The sequence below is a fragment of the Dactylosporangium sp. NBC_01737 genome, from assembly GCF_035963215.1.
Lineage (GTDB): Bacteria > Actinomycetota > Actinomycetes > Mycobacteriales > Micromonosporaceae > Dactylosporangium.
The window spans coordinates 9,142,139-9,158,431 of the sequence record NZ_CP109153.1 but is presented as its reverse complement, the minus strand read 5'-3'; the positions used below and the strand labels follow the sequence as shown (position 1 = coordinate 9,158,431).

At 73.9% G+C, this 16,293-nt stretch carries 16 protein-coding genes and 1 tRNA gene; 9 read left to right on the top strand and 8 right to left on the bottom strand.

Going from position 1 to position 16,293, the window contains the following annotated elements; translation table 11 throughout:
• Nucleotides 1-53 precede the first annotated feature (53 nt).
• Together OHA72_RS41765 and OHA72_RS41760 are read right to left on the bottom strand one after the other, a co-directional pair.
• Complete coding sequence (locus tag OHA72_RS41765; protein WP_327001614.1) at nt 54-1,610, bottom strand: ankyrin repeat domain-containing protein; 1,557 nt, start codon at nt 1,608-1,610, stop codon at nt 54-56.
• A 20-nt stretch (nt 1,611-1,630) separates the two neighbouring features.
• A tRNA-Arg gene (locus OHA72_RS41760) sits at nt 1,631-1,703 on the bottom strand.
• A 217-nt stretch (nt 1,704-1,920) separates the two neighbouring features.
• Here OHA72_RS41760 and OHA72_RS41755 point away from each other — a divergent pair.
• The 5 genes from OHA72_RS41755 (at nt 1,921) to OHA72_RS41735 (ending at nt 8,652) form a co-directional block, all read left to right on the top strand.
• Entirely contained in the window at nt 1,921-2,796 is an 876-nt protein-coding gene (locus OHA72_RS41755; RefSeq protein ID WP_327001613.1) for a hypothetical protein, read from the top strand.
• Nucleotides 2,681-3,244 (top strand): SWIM zinc finger family protein, encoded by a 564-nt coding sequence (locus OHA72_RS41750; protein ID WP_327001612.1) that lies wholly within the window; start codon nt 2,681-2,683, stop codon nt 3,242-3,244. The genes OHA72_RS41755 and OHA72_RS41750 overlap by 116 nt, the downstream gene beginning before the upstream one ends.
• Nucleotides 3,241-5,928 carry a DUF6493 family protein gene (locus OHA72_RS41745; RefSeq protein ID WP_327001611.1) on the top strand — a complete coding sequence of 896 codons (2,688 nt, stop codon included), beginning with the start codon at nt 3,241-3,243 and terminating at the stop codon, nt 5,926-5,928. Before OHA72_RS41750 ends, OHA72_RS41745 begins: the two co-directional genes overlap by 4 nt.
• A gap of 283 nt (nt 5,929-6,211) precedes the next feature.
• Entirely contained in the window at nt 6,212-7,369 is a 1,158-nt protein-coding gene (locus tag OHA72_RS41740) for a helix-turn-helix domain-containing protein (RefSeq protein ID WP_327001610.1), read from the top strand.
• Between the two features lie 254 nt (nt 7,370-7,623).
• Nucleotides 7,624-8,652, top strand: a complete 1,029-nt coding sequence (locus OHA72_RS41735) for a tetratricopeptide repeat protein (RefSeq protein WP_327001609.1) — start codon at nt 7,624-7,626, stop codon at nt 8,650-8,652.
• A gap of 6 nt (nt 8,653-8,658) precedes the next feature.
• Here OHA72_RS41735 and OHA72_RS41730 read toward each other — a convergent pair whose 3' ends face one another.
• Nucleotides 8,659-9,276: a hypothetical protein gene (locus OHA72_RS41730; protein ID WP_327001608.1), complete on the bottom strand. Its 618-nt coding sequence runs from the start codon at nt 9,274-9,276 to the stop codon at nt 8,659-8,661.
• Between the two features lie 78 nt (nt 9,277-9,354).
• Nucleotides 9,355-9,777, bottom strand: a complete 423-nt coding sequence (locus OHA72_RS41725) for a MarR family winged helix-turn-helix transcriptional regulator (protein WP_327001607.1) — start codon at nt 9,775-9,777, stop codon at nt 9,355-9,357.
• A gap of 57 nt (nt 9,778-9,834) precedes the next feature.
• Here OHA72_RS41725 and OHA72_RS41720 point away from each other — a divergent pair, with 57 nt between their 5' ends.
• A complete protein-coding gene (locus OHA72_RS41720; RefSeq protein WP_327001606.1) occupies nt 9,835-10,644 on the top strand; it encodes an alpha/beta fold hydrolase in 810 nt (269 codons plus the stop codon).
• 5 nt (nt 10,645-10,649) lie between these two features.
• Here the strand turns inward: OHA72_RS41720 and OHA72_RS41715 are convergent, their stop codons facing one another.
• The 4 genes from OHA72_RS41715 to OHA72_RS41700 all read right to left on the bottom strand — a co-directional run bounded on the left by OHA72_RS41715 (nt 10,650) and on the right by OHA72_RS41700 (nt 13,209).
• A complete protein-coding gene (locus OHA72_RS41715; RefSeq protein ID WP_327001605.1) occupies nt 10,650-10,799 on the bottom strand; it encodes a hypothetical protein in 150 nt (49 codons plus the stop codon).
• A 41-nt stretch (nt 10,800-10,840) separates the two neighbouring features.
• On the bottom strand, nt 10,841-11,338 hold the full coding sequence (locus tag OHA72_RS41710) for a hemerythrin domain-containing protein (RefSeq protein ID WP_327001604.1): 498 nt from the start codon (nt 11,336-11,338) through the stop codon (nt 10,841-10,843).
• Nucleotides 11,339-11,440: 102 nt separating this feature from the next.
• A complete protein-coding gene (locus OHA72_RS41705; RefSeq protein ID WP_327001603.1) occupies nt 11,441-12,658 on the bottom strand; it encodes an NAD(P)-binding domain-containing protein in 1,218 nt (405 codons plus the stop codon).
• Between the two features lie 2 nt (nt 12,659-12,660).
• The gene (locus tag OHA72_RS41700; protein ID WP_327001602.1) at nt 12,661-13,209 is read right to left on the bottom strand and encodes an OsmC family protein; all 549 of its coding nucleotides are present in this window, start codon (nt 13,207-13,209) and stop codon (nt 12,661-12,663) included.
• 88 nt (nt 13,210-13,297) lie between these two features.
• Here OHA72_RS41700 and metX point away from each other — a divergent pair, with 88 nt between their 5' ends.
• Genes metX through OHA72_RS41685 form a run of 3 tightly spaced genes read left to right on the top strand, consistent with a single transcriptional unit; the run spans nt 13,298 to nt 16,292 of the window.
• Entirely contained in the window at nt 13,298-14,506 is a 1,209-nt protein-coding gene (gene metX / locus OHA72_RS41695; RefSeq protein WP_327001601.1) for a homoserine O-acetyltransferase MetX, read from the top strand.
• Nucleotides 14,503-15,819, top strand: coding sequence for an O-acetylhomoserine aminocarboxypropyltransferase/cysteine synthase family protein (locus tag OHA72_RS41690; RefSeq protein ID WP_327001600.1), 1,317 nt, complete (start codon nt 14,503-14,505; stop codon nt 15,817-15,819). Before metX ends, OHA72_RS41690 begins: the two co-directional genes overlap by 4 nt.
• A complete protein-coding gene (locus tag OHA72_RS41685) occupies nt 15,819-16,292 on the top strand; it encodes a CoA-binding protein (protein WP_327001599.1) in 474 nt (157 codons plus the stop codon). Before OHA72_RS41690 ends, OHA72_RS41685 begins: the two co-directional genes overlap by 1 nt.
• Nucleotide 16,293: the final 1 nt, after the last annotated feature.

Here is a 16,293-nt window from a genome sequence, read left to right as displayed (position 1 = left end):
GAGTGTACATATTTATCGGACCCGTTGTGATCCCACAGGGTGGGCCTTGGCGGTCAGGCCTCCGCGACGAACGCGAGATCCTGCCAGTACTGCCGGGAACGGGCGACGTGGGCCGGGTAGGCGCCGTGGACCGTCTCGGCGCGCGGGTCGGCGCCCTCGGCGAGCAGCCGCCGCATCAGGTCCGGGGGACCGCCGTTCATCACCGCCAGGTACAGCGGCGTCCGGCCGATGCGGTCCCGCGCGTCCACCGGTACACCGGCGGCGAGGAGCACCGGCAGCACTTGGGCGAAGTCGACCCACATGACCAGGTGCAGCAGCGACCAGCCGTTCGCGTCGCGCATCTGCGGGTCGATCACGCCGCGGGTGAGGCCGTCGAGCAGCCAGGCGGTGTCGCCGTGCTGCATGCGGTGCTTGACCTCGCGGACCTGGTCGGCCAGGGCGCGCGGCAGCCGCCCGGTGCCGGTGGTCCAGGCGGCCTGGACGGCGTAGCAGCCGGAGCTGGTGCCGCCGAGCGAGCGCAGCATCCGCTCGCGCAGCTGCTCCTCCTCGTCGTGGCCATGCAGGCGCAGCGCCCCGCCGGTCACCTCGACCCGGTGCCACACCCCCTGGCAGCGCACGCGCGTCGGGGCCGCGGTGCTCATCGGGACGGGCGCGCCGTGCTCGGCCATGGTCGACGGGAACAGCGCCTCGCGCACGAGCGGGTGCAGGTCGCCGGGGCGCTGCATCCCCGCCGCGATGAGGGCCAGGTCGGGCGGGACGGACCCGGTCAGGATCCGCACCGGGACCTCGAGGTACTCGCTCACGTCGAGAGCCTCTGCGGTCATGTCGGCGACCGTCAACCTCAGCGACGCGCCGTACAGGGTGCTGACCTGGTCCTGGCCGAACGCGGCCGCGGCGGCGCGGGCCTCCTCGGCGACCCCGACCGGCAGCGTCGGCGGTGCTGAGGGCCGTTGCAGCGCCTCGGTCTCGACCGCGGACACGTCGATGCCTGCCGCATGCCACGCCCCGACCAGGTCACCGGCGATCAGTTGACGATAGATCCGTTCGGTCTCGAAGGCTTCGTCGGTGCCGGCGAAGTCCGGCGGCAGCGGCAGCCCGTCCGGGGTGAGGAACGGCATCCGTTCGGCGGAGCCGCCCCACGCGGCCCGGACGCCGGCGGACTCCCTGACGTCCCAGGTGTGGCGGGGCGCGACGTACCAGCGCTCGTTGTCCAGGTCGTTCATGGTCGTGACGGTCAGCTGCAGCCGCTGCGGCCCGGTCGGCGACTTCGGCAGCCGCACCCGGATCAGCGGCGCCGTGTCCGCGCCGGCGCGCGGCGCCAGGACCGCGCTGACCATCGGCTGCAGCGTGCTCATGCCGCCCCGGTGCCGGGGCAGGTGCCACCGCAGCAGGTCCAGGCTCAGGTGCCGCAGGTCGTCCTGGAGTGCGGCGACCGCCTCGGCCCCGAAGCGACCCGGATCGAAGGTGACGTCGACATCGCACAGCGCCAGGGCGGCGGCGCCGCGCCAGTCCCCGGCGGCGCGCGCCGCCGCGGCCGCGTCCACGACCCGCAGCGGCAGCGACTCCGCCCGGATCCGGCGCCACTGCGGCAGATCAGGACGCAAGAGCACCTCCGCACGATGATGGGGCGGTAGGCCGACCGGATTCGAACCGGCGTCCTCCATCTTCGCAAGGTGGCGTGACGACCTCTGCACTACGACCTACCGCCCGCGAGCGTAGGACACGCGCCGCGGGCGAGCCGACCGGGGTGTCCGCCGATGATCCCGCACCGGGCCGCCGGACGGTGGACACCGCCGGGCCGGATCACGCCGGCGGAATCCGGCTCGGCGGACCCGGCCCCACCCGTTCGGCGGCGTGCCTGGCCTGCGGTGACCGTTCCGGCGACAGAAAATGTCGTACCCGGCGACTACCTTCTGCGGCATGACGAACGCCGTCCAGTCGTTGAGCTATTTGGCCCCGTCGGCGCTGCGGGACGGGGGACTGCAGTTGCAGACCGCCGGTGGTGTGGCGCAGCGCGCCGCCACGGCCAACCCGCGGTTCTTCACCGGGTTCCTGACCACGCCCGCCGCCGCGTCGGCCGGGCTGCTCGCGGTGGCCGAGGTGGCCCGCACCCGCTATTTCCAGCCGTTGAGCCCGGCGAGCCTGGACCCGGTCGTCACCGGCAGCCGGGACCGGCTGCGGTTCGAGTCGTTCTCCGGCTGCTGCGGTGTCTATGCCCGCCTCGACGTCCTGCCCGCCGGGCTCGACGGTGAGATCGTCGACCACGGCACCACCAACGTCGACGTCAACACGCCGCTGCGGCAGGCGCTGCAGCGCGTCGCCGGGGCGGACCCGTTGCACGTCTCCGTCGGCCCCGACGACCTGACGGTGTCCACGATGGACGGTGCGGTCGTGGAGAAGAAGGTGCCGCTGCCCACGCGCTGGTTGCGCGGGTTCGCTGAGGTGCAGGTCATCGCGTCCGGCTTCGACCCGCGCGCCGAGCTGTCCGCGGCCGACGCGACCGCGTTCCTGCGCCGACTGCCCGCCGCCGGTGAGCGTTCGGTGCTGTGGGCGGTCCCGGCCGGTGCCCGGCGCGGTGTGCCTGCCCGGGCCGGGCCGGCTCGCCGCGCTCAAGCCGGTGCTGCGCTTCGCCAAGCACCTGCGGGTCTATGGGCCCGCGGTCGCCGCCGGCAGCGGGCCGGTGTCGAGCACGTGGGAGCTGGACACCGGCGAGCTGCGCCTGTCGCTGACGCTGTCGCCGCAGCCGAGCCGCGGGTTCTCCGGCGAGGGCGCGGTGCTCGCCGCCCTGGCCGGTGACGACGTGGTCGACGACGCGGAGCTGATCAGCACGCTGCTCGCCTGGGACCCGACCGTTGACGTCGACGCGCTCGCCGAGCAGGCCGCGATGACCGCGGCCCGCGTCAGGGCGGCGCTCACCCAGCTCGGCACCGCCGGGCAGGTCGGCTTCGACGTGTCCGAGGCGGCCTATTTCCACCGGGTGCTGCCCTATGACGCGCAGCGCGCCGAGCGGCACAACCCGCGCCTGGTCGGGGCCCGCACGCTGGTGGAGACCGGCGCGGTGAGCCTGGACGCGACCGGCGCGACCGTGCGCAGCGGTGAGGAGGTCTATCGGGTCCGCGCCGCCGACGGCGCCCTGCACTGCACCTGCCCGTGGTGGGCGAAGTATCGCGGTGGCCGCGGCCCCTGCAAGCATGCCCTGGCCACCGAGCTCGCCCGTGCCGCCACCCCGGCGGTGACCAGGTGAACCTGTTCGGCCTGCGCCCGTCCGGACCGATCGACTGGCCGTCCCTGCACGCCTTGGTGCAGAAGGGCCAGTTCGCCGCCGTCGTCGACGCGTTGCGCGGGCTCGACGAGGCCCAGCGGGCGGAGCTGGGCAAGCAGCTCGTCGCGGTGCGCCGCGACGCCGGCAGCTGGTTCAACGAGAAGGAGGCCACCGCCTACGCGGTCGCCGCCGTCGGGTGCGCATCGACCGCGGCCAAGGCCGTCACCGTGATCGCGCGGCACGGCTGGCCGTGGTCGACGATCCGGTCCCAGCCGGTGCTGCGCGCCGCCGCCGACCGGGGCGTGCCGTGGCTCGGTGACCTCGCCGCCCGCCTCGCCGCGCGGCTGCCGCGCGACCCGACGTTCGCCTCGTGGCAGCTTACCGCCGACCTGCTGCTCGCCGCCGGGGCGCCGGCCCCGACCGGGGAGCGGTTCGTCGACGGGTGGCTGCTGTCGGTGCGGGTCATGCAGCGGGACAAGACCGTGCTCGGCGAGCTTCGGGCCAGCCCGTTCACCGACGCGCTGCTGCCGCTGGCGTTCGAGCGGGATGCGATCGCCTCCTCCGTCGGCGTCTACGACCAGGTGACCCGCGAGTGGCAGACCGGGCCCGGGGTCCTGCTGGCCGTCGCCGCGCTGGTCGGCGAGGGCCGGTTCGACCGCGCGACCGCCCTCGACCGGTGCCTCGACGTGCTGCTCGGCACCCGCCCCAAGATGGTGCTGCACGGTTTCGTGCAGTTCCACGACGCCCTCGCCCCGACCGGCGCCGAGGTGGCCGAGCGCGCCACGATCTATCTGAAGCTGCTCGCCGACGCCACGGGGTCGGCGGCGACGATGGCGCAGAAGGTGCTCAAGGACGCCGACGCGGCCGGCACGCTGGAGCTGGAGTCGTTGCTGGACGCGTCCCGCACGGTGCTCGGCCGCAGCGAGAAGGGACTGGTCAAGGCGCAGCTGATCTGGCTGGAGAAGCTGGCGAAGCGGTTGCCGGCCCGCGCCGCCGAGATCGCGGAGGTGGTCGCCGTCGCCGTCGAGCACCCCGATGTGCAGCTGCGGGACCGGGCGGCGGCGTTCCTCGCCCGGCACGGGCACGCCGATGCGCACGGTTCGCCCGGGGGCGCGCTGGTGGCCGAGCGGCTGCCGGACCTGCTGCCCGGGCCGGTCCCGGCCGCGGACATGCCCGAGCCGATCGTCTCACCCGACGAGCTCGCGGAGGAGGTCGCCGCCCTCGACCAGGCGGAGTGGCAGACGGTGCCGGTCGAGCGGGTGCTCGCCGGGCTGGTGCGCCTGCACGCCGGCGACCCCGTCGCGCTGCGGGCCGCGCTCGCCCCGGTGCTGCAGCGGATGGGCGACCGCATCGGCGCCAGCTGGTGGGTCGCCGACTCGCACCGGGAGGCCGGGGCGCTGTTCACGGCCGCGCTCAACAAGGCCGCCGGGCTGCCGTTCCTGCTGGCCGAGGCGACCAGGGTGCTGCGCGGCACACCGGCGGACGTGCGGATCGGCAACCCGTATGTGAAGTTGCACGGGGTGCTGATGCTGCGCCTCGCGGAGGTCGTGGTGCGGCTGTCGACCGAGCCGGTGCCGGCGCTGGTGGCGACGCCGACCCAGGTCAACGGGCTGCTCGACCCGGCGGCGCTGGTCGAGCGGCTGGCCCGCGCGGAGCGGGAGGGCTGGCAGCCGTGGAAGCGGGACCTGCGCCAGGCGCTGTATCGGCTGCCGCTGCACGTCGACGCCGACGTGCTGCGGCAGGCCCGCACCCTGCACTCGGAGGCCGGCCGGGCGCTGGTGGACTGGATGGACGCGGGCGGCACGGGCCGCCCCGAGATCCGGGTCGTCCGGGTGCACCGCCAGCGCACCGAGCTCGGCCGCAACGTCGAGTGGCTGCCGGAGTCCCGCTTCTACGCGGCGTCGGCACCGGCCCGGTCCGCGGTGGATCCGTACTGGCTGACGGAGCTCACCGCGCCGCAGGTCGTCAACGGCGACCTGCGGGGGCACGACTGGGCGGCGCTGTGGCCGTCGGTGCTGCCGTCGCAGCGGGAGGTCGTCGCGGCCTGCCTGCTGCCGGTCATCGCCTCGGCGACGGACGTCGAGCACCATCGCGGTGACGCCAGGCTGCTGCCGCTGCTCGCCGAGCTGGACGGACCGGTCGGCGCCGCGACCCTGACCGCCATCGCCTATGGGCTCGCCGCCTCGCAGGCCGACCAGCGCATCGCCGCGCTGGACGCGCTGGTCGCGGTCGGTGGCCTGGAAGGGTTCGACGGCGCGGAGCTCGGCGCGCAGCTCGCCCGCATGGCCGGCACGAAGCTCATCGTCCTGAGCCGCGCCGTCACCCAGCTGGAGGAGGCGTCCCGGATCGCGCCGGCGATGACGTGGCAGGTCGCGGCCGGCGCCCTCGCCGGTCTGCTGCCGGCGGAGCACACCAGGCCGTCGCCCGGCCCCGCCACCACACCCGCGGCCCAAGGGGGACCTGGCCGCGGGCGCGGTGGCGGGGCGCAGTCCGCGCACGTGACGCCGCGCGGACTGCCGGATCTGCTGACCCTGGCGACGACCGCGGCGGCGGCCTCAGGGTCGCGGGGCGACGTGCCGGGCCTGACCGAGCTCTCCGCTCGGACAGGCTCGACCAGGCTGGTCGTCGAGGCGAAGCGCCTCCATCGGACCTTGGCCGCCCACTGATCCGCGACGCGGTTCCACATCGGCCGGATCACTGGCTGATCCGCGATGCGGTCCCGCGCCCGCCCCCGTCTCACCGGCACCGGTGCCCTCGTGTCGCCGGTGCCGCTGCAGTCGTTTTCGCCGGCTCCGGTGCCCCCGTGCCACCGGTGCCGTTCTGGTGGGTCAATCGTCGCGGAGGGCGGCGCGGAGCTCCAGGACGTTCGCCGGAACTTCATCGGTACTTGTCATACCGGGCGGCGGGTACGGTAGCGGGCAGGGGGACGGCGCCGACGCAAGGATGGCGATGAGCGAGGCCGATGGTTCGAGGGCGTTCGGTGCCCTGGTCCGTGCCCACCGGCAGCGGCTGGGCCTCACACAGGAGGAGCTGGCCACGAAGGCCGGCCTGAGCGTCCGCAGCATCGTCAAGCTGGAGGGCGGCAGGACCGCGGTGCCGCGGCCGCCGACCGTGCGGCTGCTCGCCGTCGTCTTCGGGCTCACCGGCACCGACGCCGCCGACTTCCACCGGTGCGCGGCCGGCGTCGCCGTCGAGACCGCCGCGGTCGCGCCGCCGGCCGGGCGGGTGCCGGCGCAGCTGCCGCCGGACGTGTCGACGTTCACCGGGCGGGAGGCGCAGCTGGCCGCGCTGGACGCGATGGCCGCCGCGGCCGCCGAGCAGCCGACCGCGGTGTTCGTCGCGGTCGTCACCGGCGCCGCCGGCGTCGGCAAGACCGCCCTCGCCGTCCGGTGGGCCCATCACGTCCGGGACCGGTTCCCCGGCGGTCAGCTGTATGTGAATCTGCGCGGGTATGACCCGGCCCAGCCGGTGGCCGCCGCGGACGCGCTCGCCCGGTTCCTGACCGCGCTCGGCGTCGCCGCGCAGGACATCCCCGTCGACGAGGACGACCGGGCCGCCCGGTTCCGCACCGAGATCGCTGACCAGCGCGTCCTGCTGTTGCTGGACAACGCGTCATCGGTCGACCAGGTCCGGCCGCTGCTGCCGGGCACCGCGTCCTGCACTGCGCTCGTGACGAGCCGCGACACCCTGCCGGGGCTGGTCGCCGTGGACGGCGCGCAGCGCGTCGAGGTCGACCTGCTGCCACCCGGCGACGCGAACGCGCTGCTGGGGCGGCTGATCGGGGCGCGGGCCCAGGCCGAGCCCGGCGACGCCGCGACCCTCGCCGAGCAGTGCGCCCGGCTGCCCTGGCCCTGCGCGTCGCCGCCGAGCTGGTCGTCGCCCGGCCCGACGCGACCCTGGCCGACCTGGTCGCCGAGCTGCACGACCAGCGGCGGCGGCTGGCGCTGCTGGTGGGCGGGGACGACCCGCGGGCGTCGGTGTCGGCGGTGCTGTCATGGTCGGTGCGGCACCTGCCGCCGGGCGCGGCGCGTGCGTTCGGGCTGCTGGGCCTGCACCCGGGCCCCGACCTCGACGTGTACGCCGCCGCGCAGGCCGAGCATGCCGTAGCGGCCCAGCCCCGCCGAGGCCCGGGCGACCCTGGACGTCCTCGCCCGGGCGCACCTGGTGCACCGGACGGGGCCGGGCCGCTACGGCATGCACGACCTGCTCCGGGCGTACGCCGCCGCGCAGGCCGAGCGTCCGGTGGACGGCCCGCGCAGCCGGATGTTCGACCACTACCTGGCCGCCGCGGCCACCGCGACGGCCGTGCTGTTCACCGGCGACGCCGTCCACGGTCCGGCCGCACCGCAGACCTGCACCGTGTGCCCGGCGCCGATGCCCGGCACCGTGCCCCCGGTGCCGGCAGACCGGGACCGGCGCGCGCCTGGCTGGACGGCGAGCGGGCGACGCTGCTCGCGATCGTCGCCGAGACCGCCACCGACGGCTGGCCGTCGCACGCGGTGCACCTGGCCTCGATCCTGACGCGGTACCTGGCCGCCGGGCAGCCGGTCGACGCGGTCGCCGTGCACGGCCACGCCCTCGACGCCGTGCGGGCCGTCGGTGACCTGGCCGGCGAGGCCACGACCCGCACCGCCCTGGGCGTCGCGCTGATACGGCTCAGCCGCTTCGACGCCGCCACCGAGCACCTCTCCTGCGCCGCGTCGCTGTTCGCCGACCTCGGTGACCCGGCCGGCGAGGCCCGCGCCGTCACCAACCTCGGCGTCGTCGCGGCCCGGCTCAGCATGCACCCGTCGGCCGTGGCCTCCTTCGAGCACGCGATCCGGCTGTGGCGGCAGGCCGGCGACCAGATCGGTGAGGCCCGGGCCCTGAACCTGCTCGGCCTCGTCGAGGACCGGATGGGCCGCTACGGCCCCGCCGCCGAGCACCAGCAGCAGTCCCTCGACCTGTACCGGGAGACCGGCGTCGTGCTCGGCGAGGCGAGCGCGCTGACCGACCTGGGCATCGTCGAGCACCGTCTCGGCCGGATCGAGTCCGCCGCCGAGTACCACGGGCGGGCGCTCGCGCTGTTCCTCGACGGGCACGACCGCACCGGCGAGGCGTGGGCGCGCAACGGTCTCGGCGAGGCGGCGCTGTCCCTCGGCGACCCGGCCGGCGCGCTCACCCACCACGTGGCCGCGCTCGCCGCCGCGACGATCGCCGCCGCCCGCGACCAGCAGGCCCGCGCCCACCACGGTCTCGGCGACGCCCACGAGGCGCTGTACAACCTGGCGCCGGCCGGCTCGCACCTCGAGCGGGCTCTCGCGATCTACGCCGAGCTCGGCATGCCGGAGGCCGACCACCTGCGGGCGCGCCTGGCGGCGAGGCCGGCGGCGCCGACGCAACGGTTCTGACCGCGGTCAGCCGGCGTCGGCGGGCGTGGGCAGCGTCAGGTCGGTGACGGTGCGGCGGATGACCGCGGCCGCGAGCAGGACGTGCAGCGCGACGATGGTCCAGAAGATCACCGGGTACCAGCCGGAGGTGTACCCGCACGGCGCGAGCTTCGCGCGGGTGCCGGCCGCGTTCACGTGCGCCCGGGCGGGCGAGCCCACCTGGTAGCGGGTGTTGCCGCAGGACAGCCAGCCGAGGTCGGCCTCGGTCCGGGCGTCGGAGATCCGGTACTCCTCGATGCAGCCACCGTCCTCGGCCCTGGCGCACCGCACCTGCTGCACGGTCGCGTCCGTCCAGTGCCAGGCGCGGACCTCCTCGGTGCGTATCCCGGTGCTGACGAGCACGGGGGTCGCGAAGGCGAGGAGCACCGCCGCCGTCGCCCAGCGGTCCATCCTGCCGCCGGGGTCCTCGCCGAACAGCGTGGTGATCACTGCCGCGACCAGCGGGAACCCGACGACGCAGATGGCAATGGCCGCGACCGTGAACCACACGCCGCCGAGGCTGGAGCGCGCCAGGACGAGCGTCGCGACCGGCGCGACGGCGAGCGCCACGAGACCGGCGGCCCCTCGTCCTACGACGGCCCTCACCCCCCGTACACCTCCCGCTGCGGACACACCCGAGATCCTGTTGCGACCATATGCGCAGCTCGCCACCTCGACGCGGGGCTACCGGCGGGCGAGCGTCTGCGGGGTGAGCCGCCGGCCGAGCACCTCCAAGGCCGCGAGGACCTCGGCCAGCTCGTGGTTGTCCAGCGCCGCGGCGAGCGCCGGCGTGATGTCGGTGGCGGCGACCTCGCGCTGCCGGGCGGTCGGTTCCGGGTTGCGGCGCAGCAGCTGGCGGCGGCGGTCGGCCGGGTCGGGCTCGGCGATGACCGAGCCGGCCTCTCGGAGGCGGGCCACGGCACCCGAGACCGCGCTCTGCGGCAGCCCCGTCCGCGCGGCGACCTCACCGACCGTGGTGCGCTCGTGCTCGTAGATGTCGCTCATGACGATGACGACCGTCCGCTCGCCACCGCCCGCAGATGGCAGCGCCTGCTCGCCGATCTTCATCAGCGTGCGGCCGAGCAGGATCAGCTCCACGGGTCCCATGTGAGCGAGAGTACATCATTCTTGATGCATCAGAAACGATGCATTACCGTCCGGAGCATGGCACATCGCGAACGCATCCACTACGAGGTCACGGGCCGCGGACCGGTCCTGCTCATCGCGCAGAGCGGCGAGGGCGACGCCGGCCGGTCCGTGGACCTGGTCGGCCACCTCGCCGACCGGTTCACCGTCGTGACCTACGACCGGCGCGGCCTGTCCCGCAGCCGCCCCGACGACCCGGCCGCCCTGGCCGCCCCGGTGTCGATCCGCCGGCACGCCGACGACGCGGCCGCCGTCCTGCGCCAGGTCACCGACGCGCCCGCGCTGATGCTCGGGCTGAGCCTCGGCGCCGCGATCGGCCTGCACCTGCTGGCCGAGCACCCGGGCACCGTCGGCACCCTCATCGCGCACGAGCCGATCGCGCTGCGGTTCCTCACCCCGGACGCCGAGGCGGCGGCCCGTGCGCAGCTGGAGTCGGTGCGCGCCGCCCACCGGCAGGACGGCTGGCGCGCCGCCGCCGCCCGGGTCGCCGCCGTGCTCGGCATCGACCCGCGCGACCAGGAGACGGAGCCGGGCATCACCGCGTTCCCGTTCACCGACCAGCGTGCCGCCAACTTCGAGTACTTCCTCACCAACGACCTCGCCGCAGCCCTCGCCGACACCCTCACCCTCGACGACGTCCCCGGCGACGCGCGCATCCTGCCGGCCGTCGGGCAGACCAGCCCACCCGACGGCTTCGACTACCTGGCGGCCCAGGCGCTCGCCGCACACCGTGCCGTCGCCGCGCACCCCTTCCCGGGCGGCCACAACGGCAACCTCACCCACCCCCGCGCGTTCGCCCGGCGGGTCCGCGAGCTCCTGGCCGACTGACGGCCTCAGCGTGGGGCGAGGCGGCGGGCGGCGGCGTTGAGGAGCATGACGGCGCCGATCAGCAGCGGGATCCCGACGATGTTCGGCGCGGCCAGCGAGGACCCGCCCGCAGCGCCGGCCCCGGCGATCACGAACAGCGTGCCGGCGAGCGCCACGTCGACGGCTCGAAGCGGTCGACCGAAACGATCGAACCCTGTCAACGGGGCGGCGACGGCGCGGACCGGAACCCGAACACCATCGCAGACCAGCCGGTGTCGGGTGTACCACCGTCGAGCGCCGCGCTGATCGCCCGCTCCTCGAAGCTGAAGTGCGACTCGACGATGGCCGTCAACCCGTCCAGCTCGGCGCTGATCGCGTCGAGGGCGGCCTCGGGTGCGTCGGCGAGCTCGGCGATGCGGGCCAGGATCCAGGCGATCATCTCGTGGTCCTCGACCAGCTTGCCGACGGTGGGCGCGAGGTCGGGCCGCAGCCGCAGCAGCTCGGCGAACATGCCCGCGTCCTCGCCCTGGTGGTGGGCCGTGATCGCGGCGCAGAAGGCGAGGCAGTGCGCCACGAGCCCGTCGGCGCCGGAGGCGGGCCGGGGGTGGCGGCCCAGGTCGGCCTTGAGGGCCCTGAGCCGGTTGCGGAGTTCCTGATGTGCCCGCGCGAGCTGCAGGCTGAGCGCGACGGCGCGGTCGCGGTCATGGGAAGCCATGAATGGCGGCCCTTCGGTTCCACACCTCCATGCCTGGCGCAGACCGCCACCGGCACGCGATGCTGCGGCCACCCAATCACGGGGCCACCCGCCCCGGCAAGCTCAGCGGGTGGCGAGGTGACCGGCGAGGTGGTCGATGACGTCGCGGGCGTCGTCCTCGATGCCGTGGATGAACGTGGACTTGCGGCGGCGCAGCACCGGCAGGCCCAGCGCATACAGGCCGGGGCTGGCGAGCACCCCGCCGTCGTGGTCCAGGCGGCCCTTCGCGTCGAGGACGGGCACGTCGAGCCAGTGGTAGTCCGGCCTGAACCCGGTGGCCCACACGATGCTGCGGATCTCGCCGGAGCGCAGGTCGAGCTGCAGCGTGGTCGAGGCCGGCACGGTGGTCGGCGCGAACCGCTCCGGCGGGTGGTCCTCAACCAGTCCCAGCGCGTCGAACGTGTCGAGGAGCCGCTGCTGCTTGAGGTCGGCGAGGGCGAACACGTTGCGCAGCCCGCCGGAGAACAGCGCCCGGCCGTCGCGGATCGCGGCCCAGCGGCCGACGAGCCGCACGCCGAGGGCGGTCAGCGCGTTGAGGTCGAGGGTGGCGCGCTCCGGGGTCCCGGCCAGCTGCGGCGACGGCAGCCGGCGGGCGCGGGTGAGGTCGTCGATCTCGTCGTAGCGCTGGTCCCACACGCCCGAGGCGTCCATCCACCACAGGATGTCGCGGCCGCGATACGTGCGGGGCAGGCGCGTGTGCTCGCCCACGGACAGCGTCACCGGACGGCCCGAGCGCTGCAGCTCGGCGGCCAGCTGCACGCCGGTCGCCGAGGCCCCGACGACGAGGACGCCGCCGTCGGGGAGCTTCTCGGGTCCGCGGTAGTCGAACGGCGTGAACTGCTCGATGCCGGCGGGCACCGCATCGCTGAAGGCGGGGACCACGGGCCGGTTGCAGGCGCCGCTGGCGATCACGACCGTGCGGCACCGCAGCGGGCCGGTGCCGGTCGTGACGTGGTAGCCGTCGTCGGTGCGGCGCACCGACGTGACCTCGGTCCCGGTGCGCACGGGCGCGCCGGTGACGGCGGCGAAGCGCTCGACGAAGTCGACCACCTCGCCCATCGTCATGTACCCGTCGGGATCCGGCCCCTCGTAGCGGTGCCCGGGCAGGCGGGACTGCCAGTTGGGGGTGAGCAGCCGCAGGGAGTCCCACCGCTCACGGCGCCACGAGTTGGCGACCTCGCCGCGCTCCAGCACGACGTGGTCGATCGACCGCTCGCGCAGGAAGTGACTGGCGGCGAGGCCGGCGTGCCCGGCACCGATGACGACGGTGGTGACGTCCACGCTCAGGCGACCTCGACCGTGACGTCGGTCGGGTTGGTGAGCGCGTCGAACACGGCGGAGCGCTTCTGGGACTGGGCGACGAGGGCCTCGATCTCCTCCTTGGAGGCGTCGGCGTCGATGTTGAACGTCACCTTGATGTCGTTGAAGCCGTTGCGCACGTCGCTGTCGGCGCCGAGGATGCCGCGGATGTCGTGCTTGCCCTCCACGACCGCGTCGACCGAGCGCAGCTGGATGCCGCGGTTCTGCGCCACGGACGCGACGCCCGCGGTCAGGCAGCCGGCGAGGCCGACCAGCAGGTATTCGATCGGGGTGATGCCGTTGTCCTCGGCGGCGAAGACGGCGGGGTGGTCGGCGTCGAAGACCGACTCGTTCTTGTGGCTCTGCTCCGCGCCCAGGCCGTAGAACTGCTGGACCCGCGTGGTGCTGTGGACGCCGTGCTCCCATTTGGAGGTGGCCCGCCAGGTGAACTGCGCGGCCTCGGGTGCGCCCTGCAGCGCGGTGCGCGCGTCGAGCAGTGCCTGCACATTGACGCCGTTGGAAACCGTTGTCATCAGGTGAAGCTCCCTTCGATCAACTACATTCCCGATCGGGATGGTTGACAGTACATCGGCCGACGGGCGTCCGGCTATGATCGCGCTTATGACACCAGCCTCGACCCGCGCGGCCGGCTCGGTCGGTGTGGTCGAGACCCAGTATGCCGACCTGCCAGGGCCCCTCCGGCTCGACTCCGGTCGGGAACTGGCCACCGTTCGTGTCGCATATGAGACGTATGGCGCGCTGTCCCCCGAACGGGACAACGTGATCCTGGTCTGCCACGCGCTCAGCGGCGACGCGCACGCCGCGGGCCGCTCGACGAGGCCGGGGGAGAGCACCCGCGACGGCTTCGGCGCCGAGGACCGCGACGGCACCGCCGCCAAAGGCCTCGGCTGGTGGGACGGGATGATCGGGCCCGGCAAGGCGTTCGACACCGACCGGTTCTTCGTCGTGTCCACCAACCTGCTCGGCGGCTGCAGCGGCACGACGGGGCCGTCCTCGATCGACCCCGCGACCGGCCGGGCATACGGCTCGGACTTCCCCGTCATCACCGTCGCGGACATGGTGCGGACCGAGCGCGCGCTGCTGGACGTCCTGGGCATCGAGCGGCTCACCGCGGTCGCCGGCGGCTCCCTCGGCGGGATGCAGGCGCTGCAGTGGGCGGTGTCGTATCCCGGCCAGGTCGACGCGATCGTCGTGATCGCCAGCACGCACGCGCTGCACCCGCAGGGCCTGTCGTGGAACGCGATCGCCCGCGACTCGATCATGCGCGATCCCGGCTGGCAGGGCGGTCACTACCACGGCACCGGCCGCAAGCCCGATGCCGGCATGGGCGTGGCGCGGATGGTCGGGCACGTCACCTACCTGTCCTCGGCGTCGATGGGCGACAAGTTCGGCCGGCGGCTGCAGCACGCCGACGACATCCGCTACACGATCACCGACGCCGAGTTCGAGGTGGAGAGCTACCTGCGGCACCAGGCGGAGACGTTCGTGCGCCGGTTCGACGCCAACACCTACCTGTACACCTCGCGCGCCCTGACCTACTTCGACCTCGCCCGCCAGCACGGCGAGGGTTCCCTCGGCCGGGCGTTGCAGACGATCGAGGCCCGGACGCTGCTGATCGCGTTCAGTTCCGACTGGCTGTACCCACCGGTCGCGTCGCAGGAGATCCACGACGCGCTGCGGGAGCAGGGCAAGCCCGTCGAGCTGCACGTGATCGACGCGCCCTACGGCCACGACTGCTTCCTGCTGGAGGAAGCCCGGCAGACGCCCTTGATCCGGGCGTTTCTCCACCATGAGGAAGAGGCACCGTGACCGACAGACCCCTGCGCGCCGAGGAGGCGCGGGAGTTCGGGTTCGAGACCCGGCAGCTGCACGCCGGGCAGCGACCCGACCCGAACACCGGCGCACGGGCCGTGCCGATCTTCCAGACGACCAGCTACGTCTTCGAGGACCCCGAGTCCGCGGCCGCCTACTTCAACCTGCAGGAGTACGGCAACACGTACTCGCGCATCATGAACCCGACCGTCGCGGTCTTCGAGGAGCGGGTGGCCAACCTCGAGGGCGGCAGCGGCGCGGTGGCGTTCGCCAGCGGGATCGCCGCCCAGGCGGCCGCGCTGTTCACGCTGCTGCAGCCCGGCGATCACGTGGTGTCGTCCTCCGCGCTGTACGGCGGCACCGTCAACCAGTTCAAGCACCTGCTGCGCAAGATGAGCGTCGAGGTGACCTGGGTCGACCCCGACGATCCGGAGGCGTGGCGCAAGGCCGTGCGCGACACCACGAAGGCGTTCTTCGGCGAGACGATCGGCAACCCGTCCGGCAACGTCCTGGACATCGAGACCCTCGCCGGCATCGCGCACGAGCACGACCTGCCGCTGATCGTGGACAACACGTTCGCCACGCCGTACCTGTGCCGCCCGATCGAATGGGGCGCCGACATCGTCATCCACTCGGCGACGAAGTTCATCGGCGGGCACGGCACCAGCATCGGCGGCGTCGTGGTGGAGGCCGGCACCTTCAACTGGTCCAACGGCCGGTTCCCGGTCGTTGCCGACCCGTCGCCCGCCTACCACGGGCTGCAGTTCCACGAGACGTTCGGCACCTACGGCTACCTGATGAAGCTGCGCGCCGAGACGCTGCGCGACCTCGGTGCGGCGCTGTCGCCGTTCAACGCGTTCCTGTTCCTGCAGGGCCTGGAGACGCTGTCGCTGCGGATGGACCGGCACGTCGCCAACGCGCTGAAGGTCGCGCAGTTCCTGGAGACGCACGAGCTGGCCGCGAACGTCACCCACCCGGGGCTGCCGGGCAGCCGCTACCGTCCGCTGGTGGACAAGTACCTGCCGCTCGGCGCGGGAGCCGTGTTCTCCTTTGAGTGCGCGGGTGGCCGCGAGGGCGGGCAGGACCTGATCCGCGGCGTGCAGCTGTGGTCGCACCTGGCCAACGTCGGCGACGCGAAGAGCCTCATCATCCACCCGGCCAGCACCACGCACCGCCAGCTCAGCGACGACGAGCTGCGCGCGGCCGGCGTCGCACCCGGCACGGTGCGGCTGTCGGTCGGCACCGAGTCCGTCGACGACCTGATCTGGGACCTGGAGCAGGGTTTCGCGAACGTCAAGGCAGGTGCCTGATGACTGATTACCAGGACCCGTTGACCATCCAACGGGTGCTGCACGGCGCGAGAACCATCGCGGTCGTCGGGCTGTCCGGCAACGAGCTGCGCGCGAGCCACTTCGTCGGCTACTACCTCAAGCGGCACGGGTACCAGGTGATCCCGGTCAACCCGCGTGAGCCGGAGATCCTCGGCGAGACCAGCTACCCCAGCCTGCACGACGTGCCGGTGCCGGTCGACATCGTCAACGTGTTCCGCGCCCCGGACGCGCTGCCCGGCATCGCCCGGGACGCGGTCGCGATCGGGGCGAAGACCCTGTGGACCCAGTTCGGCGTGATCAACGCCGAGGGCGCGAGGATCGCCGAGGACGGCGGGCTCACCGTGATCGTGGACCGCTGCCTGAAGGTCGAGCACGCCCGGTACGTCGGACGGATGCACTGGCTCGGATTCAACACCCAGCGCATCACGTCCGTCCGCGGTGGCCTGCAGTAGC